The organism is Pseudomonas gregormendelii, from assembly GCF_017114825.1.
Taxonomy (GTDB): domain Bacteria; phylum Pseudomonadota; class Gammaproteobacteria; order Pseudomonadales; family Pseudomonadaceae; genus Aquipseudomonas; species Aquipseudomonas gregormendelii.
In genome coordinates this window covers 14,536-30,768 of the sequence record NZ_JADEVO010000039.1, presented here as the reverse complement: position 1 = coordinate 30,768, position 16,233 = coordinate 14,536, and the positions used below count along the sequence as shown (strand labels likewise).

At 65.0% G+C, this 16,233-nt stretch carries 12 protein-coding genes; all 12 read left to right on the top strand.

The features are described 5' to 3' along the window. Window positions 1-682: 682 nt before the first annotated feature. The gene (locus IMW75_RS22205; protein ID WP_205893777.1) at window positions 683-2,278 is read left to right on the top strand and encodes an ABC transporter substrate-binding protein; all 1,596 of its coding nucleotides are present in this window, start codon (window positions 683-685) and stop codon (window positions 2,276-2,278) included. Beyond that, window positions 2,275-3,207 (top strand): ABC transporter permease, encoded by a 933-nt coding sequence (locus IMW75_RS22200; RefSeq protein WP_205893776.1) that lies wholly within the window; start codon window positions 2,275-2,277, stop codon window positions 3,205-3,207. Before IMW75_RS22205 ends, IMW75_RS22200 begins: the two co-directional genes overlap by 4 nt. 23 nt (window positions 3,208-3,230) lie before the next feature. After that, window positions 3,231-4,505, top strand: a complete 1,275-nt coding sequence (locus IMW75_RS22195; RefSeq protein ID WP_205893775.1) for an acyl-CoA dehydrogenase family protein — start codon at window positions 3,231-3,233, stop codon at window positions 4,503-4,505. After that, the gene (locus tag IMW75_RS22190) at window positions 4,502-5,851 is read left to right on the top strand and encodes an LLM class flavin-dependent oxidoreductase (RefSeq protein ID WP_205893774.1); all 1,350 of its coding nucleotides are present in this window, start codon (window positions 4,502-4,504) and stop codon (window positions 5,849-5,851) included. Before IMW75_RS22195 ends, IMW75_RS22190 begins: the two co-directional genes overlap by 4 nt. 37 nt (window positions 5,852-5,888) lie before the next feature. Then, window positions 5,889-6,941: an NADP(H)-dependent aldo-keto reductase gene (locus IMW75_RS22185; RefSeq protein WP_205893773.1), complete on the top strand. Its 1,053-nt coding sequence runs from the start codon at window positions 5,889-5,891 to the stop codon at window positions 6,939-6,941. A 46-nt stretch (window positions 6,942-6,987) separates the two neighbouring features. Then, entirely contained in the window at window positions 6,988-7,875 is an 888-nt protein-coding gene (locus tag IMW75_RS22180) for an ABC transporter permease (RefSeq protein WP_045057840.1), read from the top strand. Further along, window positions 7,872-9,530, top strand: a complete 1,659-nt coding sequence (locus IMW75_RS22175; RefSeq protein ID WP_045057841.1) for a dipeptide ABC transporter ATP-binding protein — start codon at window positions 7,872-7,874, stop codon at window positions 9,528-9,530. The genes IMW75_RS22180 and IMW75_RS22175 overlap by 4 nt, the downstream gene beginning before the upstream one ends. 304 nt (window positions 9,531-9,834) lie before the next feature. After that, window positions 9,835-11,433: an ABC transporter substrate-binding protein gene (locus IMW75_RS22170; protein ID WP_237142312.1), complete on the top strand. Its 1,599-nt coding sequence runs from the start codon at window positions 9,835-9,837 to the stop codon at window positions 11,431-11,433. Then, a complete protein-coding gene (locus tag IMW75_RS22165) occupies window positions 11,430-12,422 on the top strand; it encodes an ABC transporter permease (RefSeq protein ID WP_045057850.1) in 993 nt (330 codons plus the stop codon). Before IMW75_RS22170 ends, IMW75_RS22165 begins: the two co-directional genes overlap by 4 nt. Continuing rightward, complete coding sequence (locus IMW75_RS22160) at window positions 12,419-13,282, top strand: ABC transporter permease (protein WP_045057843.1); 864 nt, start codon at window positions 12,419-12,421, stop codon at window positions 13,280-13,282. Before IMW75_RS22165 ends, IMW75_RS22160 begins: the two co-directional genes overlap by 4 nt. Next, window positions 13,279-14,991, top strand: a complete 1,713-nt coding sequence (locus IMW75_RS22155; RefSeq protein ID WP_205893771.1) for a dipeptide ABC transporter ATP-binding protein — start codon at window positions 13,279-13,281, stop codon at window positions 14,989-14,991. Before IMW75_RS22160 ends, IMW75_RS22155 begins: the two co-directional genes overlap by 4 nt. Before the next feature lie 24 nt (window positions 14,992-15,015). Then, window positions 15,016-16,224, top strand: coding sequence for an acyl-CoA dehydrogenase family protein (locus IMW75_RS22150; RefSeq protein ID WP_205893770.1), 1,209 nt, complete (start codon window positions 15,016-15,018; stop codon window positions 16,222-16,224). Window positions 16,225-16,233: the final 9 nt, after the last annotated feature.

Genomic DNA, 16,233 nt, shown 5'->3' with positions numbered 1-16,233 from the left:
GCCTGCAATCTACAGCTCGCCGTGGCGGCCTTCGGGCCGACCAGGGCGCCAAGCCGGCGCGCTGCGCTTGGTTGTTCGTGTGCATCTTCAGGCTGGCGCTGCTGCTGGCGGCGGTGAACGATAATGCCCATTTATTGAATACACACAACCCCTGTGGGAGCCGGCTTGCCGGCGATGGACGTCAACGATAACGCGGGCTTGTGGATGATCGCGGCGCCTTCGGAATCCATCGCCAGCAAGCTGGCTCCTACAGGGATTTTGGGGGGGGTGTTGCCAGGCGCTCATGGTTGGCGAGTGTTATGTAAAGTGTTTGCAGCGCAACAGCAGTTGCACAAACTGCAAGTTTAACGACAAATCAATCTGCAGATAAATGCATATCGATATAATAATTTTGTGGGCTTATAAGTCTGTAAATGCTAAATACTGTTCATTCGTTATTAGCGGCGGCCCAGTATTAACGGGCATCTCTGGTTACCAACTTAAATCCGATCACCATCCCCTAATCACTGGCATGCTCAGTGCATACACCCACTCAAAGATTACATTCCCGGGTCACCACTCCAAGGATGCGTCATTGAGAACGGCCTTCAAACTTTGCGGCACTTTCGCTCTATATAGTGTGCTGACTGCCTGCTCACCCCCATCGCCCCCCCAGCCCGGCGCGCAGCGTGCTGACGGGAACATGAGCAATGGGGTGGTGACCTATGCGGCGGCGGACTTTCATGAGCCTGCTCCAGGGCGCAACGGTGGCACCCTGAAGGTGTCCGCCGCGTCCGATGCCGGCAGTTTTGATATCCATGCCTTGTCTAACGGCAACATCCAGTGGCTGGGGCGCATTTTGTTTGATTGCCTGGTGTATCAGGATGAAGAGGGCAATATCAGCCCGTGGCTGGCGCGGTCCTGGGAGATTTCCCCGGACGGCAAGACCTACACCTTTCACCTGCGCGACGACGTGACCTTCAGCGATCGCGAGAAATTCAACGCCGCGGCGCTGCAAACCAACCTGGAACACATGCGCGATCCGGCGACCAAGTCGCCATTGGCGGCGGCTTATATTGCGCCGTATCTGGACGGCAAGGTGGTCGATGAATACACCTTCGAGGCCCGTCTGCGTGAACCCTATACGCCTTTCCTCGACGTGCTGGCCCAGTCCTGGCTGGGGATGATTTCGCCCAGGCAGATTCGCGAAGCGCCGAAGACCATTGCCACGCAACCGGTCGGCAGCGGCCCGTTCCTGCTGCAAAGCTATACCCGGGATCAGGGCGCGGTTTTTGTTAAACGTTCCGGTTATCACTGGGCGCCGGCGGTCACGCGGCATGTGGGTGCGGCGTATCTGGATCGCATCGAACTCAGTTATGTGCCCGAAGCGATGATCCGCTTCACTTCGCTGGAGTCTGGCCAATCGGATTTCGCCCTGGATGCGCCCGCGCAGAATGCGGCGGCGATTCGGGCCAATCCCGGGCTGGTGATGCGCAGCCGGATTCGCAAGGGCAATCCGAGCCGCAGCATGACCTTCAACGTCGAGCAGGCGCCCTTTGATGACGTACGGGTTCGGCGCGCGGTGGCCAAGGCGATCGATCGTGAGGGCTTGGCGTGGATCTCCGGGTTTGGCGAGTTCCTGAGCAAGGCCGACCTGCTGGCTGCGAATACCCGCTTCTATCAACCCGAGAACAGCGCCCTGGCCTATGACGTCGCCGCTGCCAATGCACTGCTGGACGAAGCGGGCTGGACCGGGCGCGATGCCCAGGGCTATCGCAGCAAAAACGGGCAGCGCCTGCAGGCCACTTTGCTGACCTACGACAACCCGGCCTTTCCGGCCAGTGTGTCGGTGGCGATCCAGGCGGACCTGAAAAAAGTCGGCTTCGACATGCCGATTGAGATGCTCCCGCTGACCCGCGTCACGGAGAAGCGTTATGCCGGGAAATTCCAGGCCATCGCCTCCGGTTACTGGCACACCAACACGCCCGACGGTTTGTTCGTGCTGTATCACAGCCAGTCGATCAGCACCGCCAAACTGATTGGCCAGAACGCCGGACGCTTCCGTGATGCCGAGCTGGATCGGCTGCTCAGCGCGGCGCGGCGCTCCCGGGACCCGGTGGAGCTGCAGAAGCTGTATCGCCATGCGCAGCAACGCCTGGTGGAGACGGTGCCGGCGGTGCCTTCGGTGGAAAGCCAGGTGCTGACCGCGTACGGGCAGCAGGTCAAGGGCGTGATTTTCGACACGTCCCACAACGTTCCGTTTTTCACCAGCATCTGGCTGGACCGGGGGCAACCATGAACCTGCTCAAGCGTGTTGCCTTGCGCCTGCTGGCCGGCATCGGCGTGCTGTGGGGCGCGGCGACGCTGACGTTTCTGGCGGTGAACTTCAGTGGCGGCGACACGGCGTTGGCGATTCTGGGTGGTCCGGATGCCTTGCCCACCCCTGAGTTGCTAGCGCGGGTGCGGGCCGAGTACGGGCTGGATCAGCCGCTGATCGTGCAGTACGGCCATTACCTGCAGCGCCTGGCTCACGGCGACCTGGGTGAGTCCTATCGCCTGCGCATCCCGGTGGCCCAGGCGATTGGCGAGCAGGTCGGCGCAACCCTGCAACTGTCAGTCAGCGCTGCGGTAATGGCAGTGGTGCTGGCGCTGGTCTGCGCGATCCTCACCGCCAACCGTGCGCCCAGGGTTCGCTCGTTTGCGTCGGGCAGCGAACTGGTGATTTCGTCTGCGCCCTCATTTGTGATCGGCATCGTGCTGTTGCTGGTGTTCTCGTTTCACTGGCACTGGTTGCCGCCGTCCGGTTCAGTGGGCTGGCGCTCGCTGGTCTTGCCATCGGTGGCCCTGGCCTTGCCGGTGGCGGCGGTGCTGACGCAGCTGTTGCGCCAGTCTCTGGAAGACACTCTCGAACAACCCTTTATTGCGATGGCCCGCGCCCGTGGGCTGTCCGAGACCGCCGTACGCCTGCGCCATGCCTTGCGGCATGCGCTGGTGCCCCTGGTGACCTTGGCCGGTTTTGTGTTTGCCAGCCTGCTGGGCGGTGCCGTGGTGATCGAGTTGCTGTTTGCCCGCCAGGGTATCGGTCGCCTGATGCTCGACGCCACCAGCAACAAGGACGTGCCCATGGTGCTGGGGGTGACCCTGCTCGCCGCTGCGGTGTATGTGCTGGTCAACCTCGCCGTGGATTTGATTAACCGCTGGATCGACCCTCGGGCGGATCAAGCGTGAGTACCTACGAAAAAGGAAAAACCATGAATGCCCCGATTTCTCCTGAAGTAACCGACGCCCTGTTGCGCCAGCGTTTTGCCGACGTGTTTGCGCGCATTGCCGAGACTGCCGTTGTGCGCGAACAGCAGCGCGAACTGGCCCATGAGGCGGTAGGCTGGCTGCGCGCAGCGGGGTTTGGCGCATTGCGCGTGCCGGTGGCGCAGGGCGGCGTGGGGGCCAGCCTGCCGCAGTTGTTTGGCCTGTTGATTGACCTGGGTGAAGCCGACTCGAACCTGCCGCAAATCGTGCGGGCGCATTTCGGGTTCGTGGAGGGCCGGTTGTCCAGCCGCGATCGCGATTCCCAGGACTACTGGTTCGCCAAGGTGGTCAATGGGCAACTGTGGGGCGCGGCCATGGCCGAGCGCAGCGACACCACGCGCAACTCGGTGACTCTGAGCGCCGTGGAGCCGGGCAACGACCAGGCGGGCTGGCTGCTCGATGGCGAGAAGTACTATTGCACCGGCACGCTGTACGCGAACTGGATTGCGGCGGTGGCCCTGGACGGCGATGATTTTGTCAGCGTGGCGGTGCCCACCGATGCGCCGGGAGTGACGGTCGAGGACGACTGGGACGGTTTCGGCCAGCGCCTGACGGGCAGTGGCACCACGCGCTTCCACGGGGTGAAGGTGCCTGCCGCGCACATCGTCCGTCGTTTCAAGAAAGACGAATTACGCGCCGAATCGTACCTGACCGCTTTCTATCAGCTGTTCCACCTCGCCACGCTGGCCGGCATCGCCAATGCGGTGCTGCGCGACGCCACCGGGTTCGTCCAGGGCCGGACCCGCGCCTTTGGCATCCCGGGGCAGTCCAGCCCCAAGGACGATCCGCTGGTGCAGCGGGTGATCGGACGTTTGTCCAGCCTGGCCTATGCCGCCCGTACCCAGGTGCTGGCGGTGGCGCAGGTGCTGCAGGAGGTGCATGACGCCGAGCAGGGCGGGTATGCCAGCGAGCAGCATTACACCGAGGCGGAAATTCGCGCTTATCAGGCGCAGCAGATCGTGCTCGAACAAGTGCTGGAAGCCACCACCTTGCTGTTTGAAGTGGGCGGGGCCTCCGCCACCAGCGAGTCGCGACGTCTTGATCGGCATTGGCGCAATGCCCGCACGCTGGCCTCGCATAACCCGGCGATCCTGCGCGAGCGTGCGCTGGGTAACTACTACCTCAACCACATCAGCCCCAACGCCGCCTGGCGCCAGCTGCAGGCAGCCGATGCCGGGCAGCAGGCCGGCGGCGCCCGTGACGAAGCGAGTGCCGTATGAGCAAAGTATCGAGCAATACCCGTGAAGGACAGATGAGCCTGGGCATGAACATCCTCGGCTTCGGCGCGCACTCGGGCGCCTGGCGTGCGGCCGAAGTGCCCGCCACGGCGTATCTGGACGTGGAGTACTACCGCAACATCGCGCGGATCTCCGAGCGCGGGTGCCTGGATGCGATCTTCCTGGCCGACGGTCCGGCGCTGGGTGGCGATGTCGCCAGCCAGCCCGCCGGGCGCCTGGAGCCGACGGTGTTGCTGACCGCCGTGGCACTCGCCACCCAGCGCATCGGGGTGATCGCCACGGCGTCCAGCACCTACAACGACCCGTTCAACATCGCCCGGCGCTTCGCTTCGCTGGACCATATCAGCGGTGGGCGCGCGGCGTGGAATGTGGTGACCAATGCCGGTGACGCCGCCGCGCAGAACTTCGGTCTCGCCGGCGCGCCCTTGCACGTAGATCGCTACGCCCGCGCCGACGAATTCATCGACGTCACGGTGAAGCTGTGGGACAGCTGGGAAGACGACGCAATCATCGGCGATGCGCGCTCCGGGCGTTTTGCCGACCCGGCAAAAGTCCACACCATCGATTTCGTGGGCAAGCACTTCAGCGTCAAGGGCCCCTTGAACGTCCCGCGCTCGCCCCAAGGCCGGCCGGTGCTGGTGCAGGCCGGTTCGTCCGAGGGTGGCAAGGCCCTGGGCTCGCGTTACGCCGATGCGATTTTCACCACCCAGACCACCCTCGAAGACGGGCAGTTTTTCTATCAGGAAATGAAAGAACGCGCCCGCGGCTGGGGACGCAACCCGCAGCACCTGAAGATCATGCCGGGCCTGTCGACGGTGATCGGCAGTACCGAGGCCGAGGCCCATGCGCGGTTCGATGAGCTCAATGCCTGGCACGGCGAACACGGCTTGCTGGAACAGGTAGCGGGGCGGGTCGGCATTGCCGCCAGCGAGCTGGATCCGGACGCGCCGCTGCCGTGGGAGCGCATTGGCGCGGTGGCGGATTTCGAGCGCGGCTCCCAGGGGTTTCTCGAGGCACAGTTGAACCTGGCGCGGCGGGAAAACCTGAGCATTCGCCAATTGTCGCGGCGCATCCTGGTAGGCCATCGATTGCTGGTGGGCACCCCCGAGCAGGTCGCCGAGACCTTGTCGCACTGGTACCTGGCGCACGCCGCAGACGGCTTCAACATCATGCCGGACATGTTCCCCTCCGGCGTCGAGATCTTCGTCAATGAGGTGGTGCCGCTGCTGCAAAAGCGCGGCCTGTTTCGTCACGAATACACCGGCAGCACCTTGCGCGAGCACCTTGGCTTACCGTTTCCAGGCAATCAATACGCGCTGCGGGCCTGAGCCTGGGCGTTTCTCTGTTTAAACAAAAGGATGAACCATGCGTTACCGTCAATTAGGCAACAGTGATCTGCAAGTCAGCGTGCTGGGCCTGGGCACCATGACCTGGGGCCACCAGAACAGCGAAAGCGATGCCCATCAGCAGATCGAGCTGGCCCTGGCCGAAGGCATCAATTTCATCGACACCGCCGAGATGTACCCGACGCCGACCCAGGCCGACACCTGGCGCACCACCGAGCGCTACATCGGCAGCTGGCTGGCCAACAGTGGCCGGCGCGGCGACGTGGTGCTGGCGAGTAAAATCGCCGGTCCCGCGCGGGATCCGGCAGGGCAGAACCATATTCGCGATGGCCTCAGCCGGCATGATCGGCGCAACATCGTCGAGGCCCTGGACGGCAGTCTCCAGCGCCTGCACACCGACTACCTGGACCTGTATCAGCTGCACTGGCCCGATCGCAAGACCAACTTTTTCGGCCAGCGTGAATACCCTTACCAGGACGATGCTGAGAGCGTCGCGATCGAGGAAACGCTCACGGTGCTGGCCGAGCAGGTCAAGGCTGGCAAGGTGCGGCACATTGGGGTGTCCAACGAAACGCCCTGGGGCGTGGCCGAATTTCTCAAGCACAGCGAGCGCCTGGGGCTGCCGCGCATTGTCAGCGTGCAGAACCCCTACAGCCTGCTCAATCGGCTGTATGAGGGTGGACTGTCGGAGTTCAGTCATCGCGAGGGTGTCGGCCTGCTGGCGTATTCGCCCCTGGCGTTTGGTGCGCTCACCGGCAAGTACCTGGGGGGCGCACGTCCCGAAGGTTCGCGGCTGTCTTCGGTGTATCGCACCTTCAACCGTTATGACAGTGCCTCGGCGCAGGAAGCCATCGCCGGTTATGTGCAGATCGCCGAACAGCACAACCTGAGCGCTGCGCAACTGGCGCTGGCCTATGTCATCGACAAGCCGTTCGTGGCCAGTGCCTTGACCGGGCAAACCAGCCTGGCGCAATTGCGCGACAACCTCGGCGCGCTGGACGTCACGCTCAGCGACGAGGTGCGGGCGCAGGTCCAGGCGATCCACCAGCGAATTCCCAATCCCGCGCCGTGACCCGAGGCGCACGCAGACTGACTGGGCTCGACAAAAGGAAAGGTGAATGGCGCAGACACTTGCGACGGTGATTGTGGGACCGGCAGCGGGCGAGGGCGGTTATCGGCCGTTGCGCCTGGCCAGGCTCGGCCAGGTGCGCCCGGGTCTGTGGCTGGCCGGGCTGTTCGTGCTGCTGCTGTTGCTGGCTGCCGCGACTCCGGGGGCGCTGGCGCCGTTCGATCCGCTGGACGCGTCGGCGCGGCTGGCGTTTCAGCCACCCAGCGAGCTGCATTGGCTGGGCACCGATGAAAATGGCCGGGATGTCCTCAGCCGGTTGATTCACGGGGTGCGCTCGTCGTTGTTCATGGGCCTGGCCGCCACCGCGCTGGGCCTGGCCTGGGGCGCGGTACTGGGCCTGGCGTCGGGGCTTGGGCCGCGCTGGCTGGACGCGGCGCTGATGCGCGGCATTGATGTGCTGCTGGCGTTTCCGGACCTGTTGCTGGCCCTGGTGATCATCACGTTTTTCGGCCAGGGCACGGCCAACCTGATCCTTGCGGTGGGCATTGCCGGGGTTCCCCGTTATGCCCGGCTGGTGCGCGCGCAGACGCTCAATGTGCGCCATGCCGGTTATGTCGAAGCGGCGGTGACCCTCGGGCAGTCGCGGCTGGCGGTGGTGCTGCGGCATATCCTGCCGAATGCGTTCAAGCCGGTGCTGATCCTCGCCACCATTGGCATTGGCGGGACCATTACCGCCGGTGCCGCCTTGAGTTTCTTAGGCTTCGGCGCGCCGCCGCCCGCGCCGGAGTGGGGCGCGATGATGGCGATCGGTCGCAGCTTCCTGGCGAATGCGCCGTGGCTGGTGGCCTGGCCGGCATTGATCATCACCCTCACCGTCGTTTCCATCAGTGCCATCGGCCGCGAACTGCTGCGTCGCAGCGAAGGAAAACCGCTATGAATGCAAACATCCAGACCCTCGGCCCGTTGGTTGATATCCGCGACCTGACCGTACGATTCGGCCAGGCGCAACCAGTGCTGCATGGCGTGAGCCTGCAATTGCATCGTGGTGAATGCCTGGCGTTGGTGGGCGAATCGGGCTCGGGCAAAAGCGTGACCGCGCGGACCCTGGCCGGGCTCACCGGCCGGGGCGCGCAGGTACATGCTGCCAAACTGGCGTTCCAGGGCATCGACCTGCGGCAGCTGCACGAGCGCGACTGGCAGCGCTTGCGCGGGGCGAGTATCGGCTTTGTCATGCAGGACGCGCTGGGTGCACTGGACCCGTTGCGTCGGGTGGGTGCCGAGGTCGAAGAGCCGCTGCAGCTGCACACGGCATTGGGCCTGGAAGCGCGCCGGCTGCGAGTGCTGGAGCTGCTGCGCGATGTTGGCGTACCCGAGCCGGAGCTGCGCGCCCGCCAATACCCGTGGCAGTTGTCCGGCGGCTTGCGGCAACGGGCGTTGATTGCCTCGGCCATCGCCTGCAATCCACGGCTGATCATTGCCGACGAGCCCACCACGGCCCTGGACGCAACGGTGCAGGCCCAGGTTATCGCCCTGCTGGAAAGCCTGCGCGGCGCCGACAACGCGCTGTTGATGGTCAGTCACGACCTGTCCGTGGTCTCGCGCCTGGCGGATCGGGTGGCGGTGATGCGCCATGGAGTCATCGTCGAGCAGGGCACTGCCGAGCAGGTGCTGCAGGATCCGCAGCATGAGTACACCCAGTCCCTGCTGCGGGCCGCCAGGGCGGTGCATTTCCAGCCAGCGCGCAGACTGCTCGCGGTGGTGGAGCCCGAGCTTGAACCCCGGGGCGAGGTGTTGCTTGAAGCTCGCGGCCTGAGCAAATCCTTTATTGGCCCGGACCAGCGTCGGCGTACGGTGCTGGACCAGGTGTCGTTGCAGCTGCGTCGCGGCGAGACCCTGGGCATCGTCGGGGAGTCGGGTTCGGGCAAGACGACCTTGACCCGCCTGATCCTCGGGCTGGAAAGCGCCGACGCGGGCGATGTCTGGATCAACGGACAGCGCTGGTCGGCACTCGATGCCAGGCAAAAGCGCCAGGCGCGGCGTGCGGTGCAGGTGGTGTTCCAGGACCCGCTGAACTCCTTCGATCCACGTTACACCGTGCAGCGGGTATTGTTCGAGGCGCTGGCGGTGGGGGGGCTGCCGCGCCATGACTGGCGCAAGCGGGCCGTGGAGTTGCTCGATCTGGTTCGCCTCGATGCCAGCCTGTTGGTACGTCGGCCGATTGAGCTGTCCGGCGGACAGCGCCAGCGCATCGCAATCGCCCGGGCGCTGGCGTCGCAACCGCAGATTCTGATCTGCGATGAACCGGTGTCGGCGCTGGACGTGTCGGTGCAGGCGCAGATTCTCGAGCTGCTCGACGACCTCAAGCGGCGCCTGGGACTGGCCTGCCTGTTCATCTCCCATGACCTGGGGGTGATCAATCACGTCAGCGAGCGGGTGCTGGTGATGAAGGACGGCGTGGTGGTCGAGTCCGGCTCGGTGCGTACCGTGTTCGACCGTCCCGCACATGCCTACACCCGGGCACTGATCGACGCGATCCCGACCCTGGAAGCCGAACGCGCGCCTGTGGCGTTCTATCTGCAACTGGCGATTTGAGGCTTGCGATACGCACTGATGCACGCCCCAATCATCCCGGATGTACGCTTGCCTAAACTGACTGCAACTGTTGGCCCATCAACACCTGCTAAGCACATTGTTCTTTCTGGCCTTGCTCATAGGCCTGATTCGCGCCGAAAACCCCCTGTTTACTGCCGAAAAAACCCGGCATGCCTTGTGCAATAGCCCTGTTCCCGGACTATAGGCATCAGGACCCATGCGATTACTTGCCCCTCATTTGCGACCTTGCGACCGCCGATCCAGCTTGTCGCTCAAGCATTTGCCCCTCCTTGGATTCGCTGCGATGTGCAGCCTGTTGATGGGTTGCGACCAGGACCAATCCGCTGTTGTCCGCAGCGATCAGCCGGTCAGCGGCGGGACCCTGGTGTACGCCACTGACCGTGAACCCACCTGCCTTGATCCCCATGTGGGCGGGGACATGCCGCAAGTGTTCGTCGCGCAGCAGTACCTCGACTCCCTGGTGTCGATGGATGAAGAAGGCCGCATCGGGCCCTGGCTGGCCAAGCGCTGGGAGGTTTCCGCCGATGGCCTCGCGTACACCTTCCACCTGCGCGATGACGTGCGCTTCACCGACGGCACACCGTTCGATGCGACAGCGGTCAAGGCCAACCTCGATCACATGGCCAACCCGAAGACCCAGTCCAGTACGGCCGGCGGCTACATCCGCCAGTACCGCAGCACCGACGTGGTGGATGCGCACACCGCGGTCGTGCACCTCGCCACACCCTATGCTGCATTCCTGGAGGTGCTGGCCCAAGGGTTTCTCGGTATCCAGTCGCCCACGGCACTGGCGCGCCCGCGTGATGTGAACTGCGAAAGCCCGGTGGGCAGCGGGCCGTTCAAGGTGGTGCGCTGGGATCGCCAGAGCCAGGTCGAGTTTGTACGCAATGCCGATTACAACTGGGCGCCGCCCACCGCCAAACACCAGGGCCCGGCGTGGCTCGAGCGTATCGTGTGGAAATTCATTCAGGAGCCATCGGTGCGTTTTGCTTCGCTGCAAGCCGGCGAGGTGGATGTGATCGAGGCGCTGCCGCCCGAATCCCACGAAGCCGCCCGGCGTAATCCGGACCTGGCGCTGATCATCGACCAGCGTCCCGGCAACCCCACCAACGGCACGCTGAACATCACCCGCGCGCCGTTCAATGACCTGAAAGTACGCGAGGCGTTTGTGCGCAGTGCCGATGTCGAGGGGGCGTTGAAGAGCGTTTACTTCAATGAGTTTCCCCGGGCAGGCGGCCCGCTCAGTTCGGCCACGCGTTTCTACAGCCCGGACTTCCAGCATGCCCAGGATTACCAACCGGCCAGGGCCGCACGGCTGCTGGACGAAGCCGGCTGGACCACGCGCGATGCCGAGGGCTATCGCACCCGTGACGGCAAGCGCTTGCAGGTGCGCGTGATCATGGGCAACCGCACGCCGCCCTCGGAATACACCCTGTGGGAGCAGGTACAGGCGACCACGCGCCTGGCCGGCTTCGAGCTGATCGTCGAGCAGATGAGCGACGTGCAGAGCACCAAGCGCCAGGCTGACTGGGATTACGACATCCGTCTGGGCTACTGGAACACCAACACCGCCGACGTGCTACGGATCATCTTCGGCGCCGATTTCATCAGCCCGGCCGGCGTCGGTGGCTATCACCAGAACACCGCCGGCTACACCGATCCGGTGTTCGAAGGCCTGGTGCAGGGCGCCTTGACCACCCAGGACGCCGAACAGCGCCGAGCGTTGTATTACCGGGCACAGCAGCTGGCTTCCAGTCAGTACTTGCAACTGACGACCTACCCGCAGAGCTCGCGCCTGGGCATCTACAAGACCACCCAGGGCGTGCGCCTGGAGCCTTCCCTGGCAGTGACCTACCTCTATGACGCATGGGTGAACAAATGACGAGTGAAACCCTTGCCACTGAACGGCCCAACCCGCGCCGCGAGCGCCTGGTTCGTCTGGGTCGGCGTGCTCTGTGGCGCCTGCTGGGAGGCGTGCTGGTGCTGTGGGCGGTCGCCACGCTGACGTTTTTCGCCCTGCGCTTGATGCCGGGGGACCCGGTGCTGGCGATCCTGGGCGGGCCGAGCGGCAATCCAACCGCAGAAACCATTGCCGAGGCCAAGCGCGAATATGGCCTGGACAAGCCCCTGGCGGTGCAATACGTGCTGTACCTGGGTCGGTTGGTCCAGGGCGACCTGGGCGTGTCCTATTCCCAGCATCTGCCAGTCACCCGGGTGCTCGCCGAGCAGTCATGGCCGACGCTGGAACTGACCCTCACTTCGCTGTTGCTGGCCTGGGTGTTGGTGCTGGCGCTCACCGTGCTGACGGCGGGACGCCGGCGCTGGGTGTCGAGCCTGGCTTCCCTGGCCGAAACGCTGTCGGCGGCGCTGCCGCATTTCTGGCTGGGGATCCTGTTGCTGGCGGTGTTCGCCTTCGGCCTGCGCCTGTTCCCGCCAGCCGGCAGCGATGGCTGGCGCACGCTGGTGTTGCCGTCGGTGGCGCTGGCCATTCCGCTGGCCGGATTTATCGCGCAGGTCACCCGCGAGTCGCTGGAAATGACCCTGGATCAACCCTTCGTGCTCACCGCCCGCACCCGCGGCCTGAGCGACACGGCAGTGCGTTTCAGGCACGCGTTGCGTCACGCGGTGCTGCCCGGCATCTCGTTGTCGGGCTGGGCCATTGGCGCCCTGATCAGCGGCGCGGTGGTCATCGAGGTGATCTTTTCCCGCAAGGGCCTGGGTCGCCAGTTGTACCAGGCAGTGCAGGCTCAGGACCTGCCGCTGACCATCGGCATCAGCCTGGTGGTCGCCGCCGGATACGTCCTGGCCAACATCCTCGTCGACCTGCTGTACCTGTGGGTCGACCCGCGCCAACAGGAGCAGTCGGCATGAGTGAACTCACCCTCGAAGCAGCGCTGCCCGGCACTCGGCTGCAGCGTAGTGCAGGCAAGTGGCGCCTTGGGCCGTTACTGGCTTTCAGCTTTCTCGCGTTCCTGATCATCGCGGCACTATTGCCGCAGTGGTTCGCCCACAGCGATCCGTTGGCGATCGTGCCGCACGATGCCTTCCATCCACCCGGTTGGGCGCACTGGTTCGGCACCGATCAATCCGGGCGCGACATCTTTTCCCGGGTGATCCACGGCACCCGACAGTCGTTGTTCATTGGCCTGGCCGCCACCGCCCTGGCGATGAGCATTGCCATCGTCCTCGGTCTGTTCGGCGGCCTGGGGGGCGCTTACCTGGATCGCGGCGTCGGCTGGTTGCTGGAAATTCTCTTTGCGTTCCCCAGCCTGATCCTCGCGCTGCTGTTCGTGGCGGTGTTCGGCAGCGGCATTGGCCCGCTGATCGTGGCCACCGGGTTGGGCGGGGCGCCGGGCTATGCGCGAATGGTCCGCGGCCAGGTGCTGGCGGTGCGCAATGCCGGGTACATCGAGGCGGCCAAAGCCCTTGGCCATCCACCCCTGCAGATCATCACGCGCCAACTGCTGCCCAACGCCATGCGCCCGCTGATCGTCACGCTGACCATGGGCGTCGGCCAGGCCATCGTCTGGGCGTCCGCCTTGAGCTTCCTCGGCCTTGGCGCCCGGCCACCGGCGCCGGAGTGGGGGACGATGCTGTCGATGGGCCGCGATTTCATTGCCAATGCCTGGTGGCTGACGTTCTTCCCCGGGCTGTTCATCGTGCTGACCACGCTGTCGACCACGGTCGCTGGCCGTTACCTGCAACAACGCCTGGAGGGCCGTCTGACATGAGTGACAAACATCTGATCGTCGAGGGCCTGTCCATCGAGTTTGCCGGCCAGTCGGTGGTGCGAGATCTGTCGTTCACCTTGGCCCCGGGCAAGACCCTGGCCCTGGTGGGCGAGTCCGGCTCCGGCAAAAGCGTCACCGCCCGCAGCCTGATCGGCCTGGCGGGAGCCGGTGCGCGAGTGAGCGCGCGGACCCTGAGTTACGGCGGGCAGGATCTGCTCGGGTTGTCCGAACGCAGCTGGCGCGACTTGCGCGGCAAAGGCATCGGTTTTGTCCTGCAGGACGCGCTGGTGTCGCTGGACCCGCTGCGCCCGGTGGGCAAGGAAATCCTCGAGGTGCTCAAGACGCACAACTGGGGTGACCGTCGCAGCCGCGCCGGGCGGGTGATCGAACTGCTGGAAAAAGTCGGTGTACCCGAACCGCAGCTGCGTGCCCGCCAGCGACCGGATCAGTTGTCCGGCGGCCTGCGTCAGCGCGCCCTGATCGCCAGTGCGCTGGCCCTGAGCCCTGGCCTGGTGATCGCCGACGAGCCGACCACGGCGCTGGATGCCACGGTGCAGGCGCAGATTCTGCAAGTGCTGCAGGAGATCAAGGCGCGCGGCGACTCATTGCTGATCATCAGCCACGACCTGGCCGTGGTCGCGCAGTTGGCCGATGAGGTGCTGGTACTGCGCCACGGCGAAGTGGTCGAGCAGGGGCCGATGGACCAGGTGCTGCGCCACCCGCGCCATCCCTATACCCGCACCTTGCTCGACGCGGTGCCGGCCGAGCATGCGCGGGGCACGCGGCTGTCACCGCAGCGCACGGCCGTGGTCGCGCCACCCCGGCCGGGCACGGACGCCCCTGTGGTGTTGCAAGCCACGCAGTTGGGCAAACGTTACGTCGGGCCTGACCAGCAGTCGCGCCAGGTGGTCGATGGGGTGAGTTTCGAGCTGCGCGCCGGACGCACCCTGGGCATCGTCGGCGAGTCCGGTTCCGGCAAGACCACCGTGGCCCGCATCGTCCTTGGCCTGCTGGAACCGGATGCCGGCCAGGTGCGGTTTCTCGGCCAGCCCTGGTCCGGTGCGGGCACGCAGCGGGTCGAGGAACGGCAGCGGCGTCTGCACCGACGGGACATCAGCGTGATCTACCAGGACCCGCTGAGTTCGTTCGACCCGCGCTGGAGCGTCGGGCAAATCCTCGCCGATGCGCTGGATGTCGCCGGCATTGCCAGCGCGCAGCAGACCGTTCGGATCGCAGAATTACTGACCCAGGTGCGCCTACCCAGGGAGCTGGCCGCGCGTCGCCCCTTGCAGCTGTCGGGCGGCCAGCGCCAGCGCGTGGCCATTGCACGGGCCATTGCGAGTAACCCTAAAGTCATCATCTGCGACGAGCCGGTCTCGGCACTTGATGTGTCGGTCCAGGCCCAGGTGCTCGACCTGCTGGCAGATCTGCAAGCCTCCCTGGGCCTGGCGTATCTGTTCATCTCCCACGACCTTGGGGTGATCCGGCACGTCAGCGATGAAGTGCTGGTGATGCGCCACGGCAAGGTCGTCGAAAGCGCCTCGGTCGAGACGCTCTTTCACAGCCCGCAGCATGAATACACCCAGCGTCTGCTCGGCGCGGTGCCGCGTCTGCCGGGCGCTGGCGTGACCCTGGTCGTGCCGCCACTGGAACCGGAAAACCCGGGGTGGCTGTTCGATGAATCCCGGCTTTGGAAAATCGCCATTTAAGCTCGACTTGAACAAGGAATTGCCATGACTACGTTGACTGCCGTACCCAAGACCCCGGTTGCCTCGGTGGAAGAACTCAATGCCCGGGCGGACGTGTTGCTGCCGCTGATTGCCGCCGGTGCGGCGCAGCGCGAGCGTGAGCGGCAACTGCCTTACGAGGCTGTGGCACAGATCGCCAAGGCGGGGCTGTTCACCACCCGCATCCCGACCCGTTTTGGCGGCGCCGCAGGCTCGGTCAGGGATGTGATCGGCTTGCTGATTCGCATCGCTTCGGCCGACTCCAATGTCGCCCAGGCATTGCGTCCCGGTTTCGGCTTTATCGAGGGCTTGCTGGCGTCTGGTGCCGAGGGCGCTGAGGGCGAGCGCGAACGCTGGTTCGAGCGCTATCTGCAAGGCGCCGTGGTGGGCAATGCCGGTTGGGAAGTCGGTGGCGCCAACGGTTCAATCAGCGCGCGGATCGTGCGCGACGGCGAGCACTATCGGGCCACTGGCAGCAAGTACTACAGCACCGGTTCGTTGTATGCCGACTGGGTCAGCGCCGTCGCTCTCGATGAGAACGAGCAGCCGGTGTCGTTCATCCTGCCGCGTGACCGCAAGGGCCTGGAGCTGCTCGATGACTTCGACGCGATGGGCCAGCGCCTGACGGCCAGCGGCACCACTCACCTGCATGATGTGCTGGTGCGCTCGGATGAAATCCGCACCCGCACCGTGGAGGAGGGCAAGCGCACGATCGTCACGCCGTTCCTGCAGTTGTTCCTGGCCGCCGTGCAGGCAGGCATCGCGCGCAATGCGCTGAACGATGCCGTGGCCTTTGCCAACGATCACGCGCGCCCGATCAAGCACAGCAGCGCCTCGCGGTCGGTGGATGATCCTTATGTCGAGCTCAGTGTCGGCGACATCTCGGCCCGTGCGTTCACGGCCGAAGCGGTGGTGCTGCGCGCAGCCGAGGCGATCGATCGGGCCTGGGCCGGCGACCTCGATCCCCAGGCCGTGGACCAGGCGGCCATTGCCGTCGCCCAGGCGCAATACATCGCGGCCGAGTCGGCGCTCAAGGCCGCAGAACTGGTGTTCGACGTTGGTGGCGCGTCCACCACCGGCCGCGCGCACAACCTTGACCGCCATTGGCGCAATGCGCGCACCGTGGCCAATCACAACCCGCGGCACTGGAAAGCCGCGGCCGTTGGGGCCTGGCAATTGAAGGGCACGCCACCGCCGACTTCGGGGCTGTTTTAAGCGCGGGGC